Consider the following 2,614-nt stretch of genomic DNA (forward strand, 5'->3'; position numbering starts at 1 on the left):
AATATTCAATGTTTTTTTAACCCTTTTAGTTTACTTTACAAACAACAGCTCTATCCTGGCAACCTTTGACCTGGGTTTAATCAAACACAACAGTTTTATTATTATATACAAACACCCGGTCTTCAAACACCAGTTGCATGGCTCTCGATAAAGCTGCTGTTTCGTTTTCCCTTCCCGACCTCACAAGGTCTTTCAGAGAATATGAATGATTTACAGGAATAATCTGCTGTGTAATAATTGGTCCTTCATCAAGATCGTTGGTAACAAAATGCGCTGTTGCCCCGATAATTTTTACACCACGCTTAAAGGCCTGTTTATAAGGATTTGCCCCAATAAAAGCAGGTAAAAATGAATGATGAATATTTATAATTTTCAATAAAAATTCACTAGTGTCCGATTAAATTAGGTTCATTTTCAATTGTATATAATTTTGTTCTTTGACATTTTGATAAATCTGGCTCAAAAGTAGCTCTTGAATAGGTGTCTTATCAAGTAATGAAACACCCAGTATTTGCAACGTTTCGTAGATTGAATATTCAGTTTTCATTTTCTGTTTAATTATGGATACCAACGAGTATGTTATGATGGCAATAAAGATTTGTGTTTTCACTGCATTAGGGGAAGTTCCCCAAAAGCTTTTAATCTTAAGATGCTGCTTGATCCATTTGAAAAATAATTCGATCAACCATCTGTATTTATAAAGCAAAGCTATATCTGTTGCTTTTAAATCGATGTTATTGGTAAGAAATACAAATCTTCTACCTGCATCTTTATCATAGTACTTTATTCTGCGTAATGGTTCAGGATATTTTTTATTTGAATAATATCCTTTTAACCGAATAATTTGATCACACATTACCCCTTTTGTTTTATCAGGGATGTGAGCAGAAATTCTTTTAAATTTTAAGTTTTCTTTTGCACGCGTTACAAAGAAAGCAAGAGACCGATGAATGTGATAAAGTCGTTCAAAATCCATATATCCACGATCCATTATATAAAATCCTTGTGGCTCAAATTGGAGTAAGTCAAGAGCATTCACATCATGATACGATCCTTCTGTGACATAAATAAAAGCAGGTATAGATGTTCTTATATCAAATAGAGTATGAATTTTGACTGCCGCTTTATGTTTTCGAAATTCAGCCCACCAAAATACATTAAGGCAAAGATCAACCAATGTTGAATCAAAGGCATAGACAGGGCCATCTATATCTTTCAGATCAATATCAGAAATACAAAGTTTTCTGGCCTGAGAGATTAAAATATATGCAAAGTCTTCGTAGATTCTGTAATCTCGTTGTTCATTTGCGTTGGCAAGATTAGATCGGGAAACATTTTTCCCAAATCCCAGATGGTAATATTTTTGTTTGTGTGCACCAATACTTACAAGTAAATCACGAAGACTATCGCGGCCACTTAATTGGCCAAACATCATACACAACAACTGATTCCAACATGAAAAATGTTTTGTCCATTTATTGCCATTATATTTTTCAACACAGGTATCGAATAATCGTTGTGGCAGAAACTCTACTATTTGAGCAAAGACATATTTTCCTTGATTCATTTTCTTATTTTTGAGAAAATGTAATCAATTCAAATCGTCACGCTACTAAAAAATGCTGAAAGCTCGATTTATCAAAGATTTCAAAGAACGTTATTTTAAATTAACAGGACACTAGTGTGTATAAATATTAAAAAAATGGATTTAAATATTTCATTATTTTGGGATGTTGAATTTGAAAATGTTGACTATGATAAATATTCACAATTTATTATAAATCGAGTATTGTTACGAGGAGACATCAAAGATTGGCAAGAAATTAAATTATATTATGGTGTTGAGAGAATAAAACAAGAAATAAAACAAATGAAATATTTAGACGAACGAACTTTAAATTTTTGTAGTATATATTTTAACATATCAAAAATTGATTTCAAATGTTACAATACTCCTCAGTCTACAAAGGAACTCTGGAATTATTAAAGAGTTTAATGCAACAAGACTTTTTATCAGATTTTAATTTGGTAGGAGGAACAGCCCTTGCCCTACAAATTGGACATAGAATATCTATTGATATAGATTTATTTACAGATAAGGAATTTAATCCATCTGAAATAAGAGTCCAATTGGAAAAAAAATATAAATTGATAGATATAATTGAAAATAAAACGGGCATCACACAAACAATTGAATATCCTGAAAATTCAAATACTTTTATAAAAGTTGATATTGTAAAGTATTCTTATAATTTAATATCTCCTCCAATTATTTTTGACGGAATTCGGCTATTATCGAAGGAAGACATAATTCCTATGAAGCTAGCTGCAGTATCAAATAGAGGTTCCAAAAAAGATTTTTATGATATTTATTTTCTACTGCAAGAATATACTTTAAAAGAAATGCTATCTCTCTTTGAGAAAAAATTTTTAAACTATAACCATTTTTATGTAATCAAGAGTTTAACTTACTTTGAAGATGCAGAGAAAGATATAAATCCCAAAATTTTAAAAAAATGTACTTGGGATGAAATTAAACAATTGATATCATCAAAAGTACAAGAATATCTTTAAAATAATACGATAAAAACGTCCGCTAACATCAAACAGGCGA

Annotated in this window: 3 protein-coding genes and 1 pseudogene; 2 read left to right on the top strand and 2 right to left on the bottom strand. The window is 30.4% G+C overall.

Going from position 1 to position 2,614, the window contains the following annotated elements:
* Positions 1–76: 76 nt before the first annotated feature.
* Together HY951_11925 and HY951_11930 are read right to left on the bottom strand one after the other, a co-directional pair.
* Positions 77–373 (bottom strand): annotated as a pseudogene (locus HY951_11925) (formyltetrahydrofolate deformylase).
* A 24-nt stretch (positions 374–397) separates the two neighbouring features.
* Positions 398–1,567 carry an IS4 family transposase gene (locus HY951_11930; protein ID MBI5540762.1) on the bottom strand — a complete coding sequence of 390 codons (1,170 nt, stop codon included), beginning with the start codon at positions 1,565–1,567 and terminating at the stop codon, positions 398–400.
* A 135-nt stretch (positions 1,568–1,702) separates the two neighbouring features.
* Between HY951_11930 and HY951_11935 the strand changes: the two genes are divergently transcribed.
* Together HY951_11935 and HY951_11940 are read left to right on the top strand one after the other, a co-directional pair.
* Positions 1,703–1,987: a hypothetical protein gene (locus tag HY951_11935; protein MBI5540763.1), complete on the top strand. Its 285-nt coding sequence runs from the start codon at positions 1,703–1,705 to the stop codon at positions 1,985–1,987.
* Positions 1,942–2,574, top strand: coding sequence for a nucleotidyl transferase AbiEii/AbiGii toxin family protein (locus HY951_11940; protein MBI5540764.1), 633 nt, complete (start codon positions 1,942–1,944; stop codon positions 2,572–2,574). The genes HY951_11935 and HY951_11940 overlap by 46 nt, the downstream gene beginning before the upstream one ends.
* The last annotated feature ends 40 nt before the right edge of the window (positions 2,575–2,614 follow it).

The sequence above is a fragment of the Bacteroidia bacterium genome (assembly GCA_016218155.1).
In the GTDB taxonomy this organism is placed as follows: domain Bacteria; phylum Bacteroidota; class Bacteroidia; order Bacteroidales; family GWA2-32-17; genus GWA2-32-17.

Bases quoted from the DNA above. Each gene is read 5' to 3' on its own strand.
- HY951_11930 (MBI5540762.1), bottom strand. From the start codon at position 1,567: ATGAATCAAGGAAAATATGTCTTTGCTCAAATAGTAGAGTTTCTGCCA.
- HY951_11935 (MBI5540763.1), top strand. From the start codon at position 1,703: ATGGATTTAAATATTTCATTATTTTGGGATGTTGAATTTGAAAATGTT.
- HY951_11940 (MBI5540764.1), top strand. From the start codon at position 1,942: ATGTTACAATACTCCTCAGTCTACAAAGGAACTCTGGAATTATTAAAG.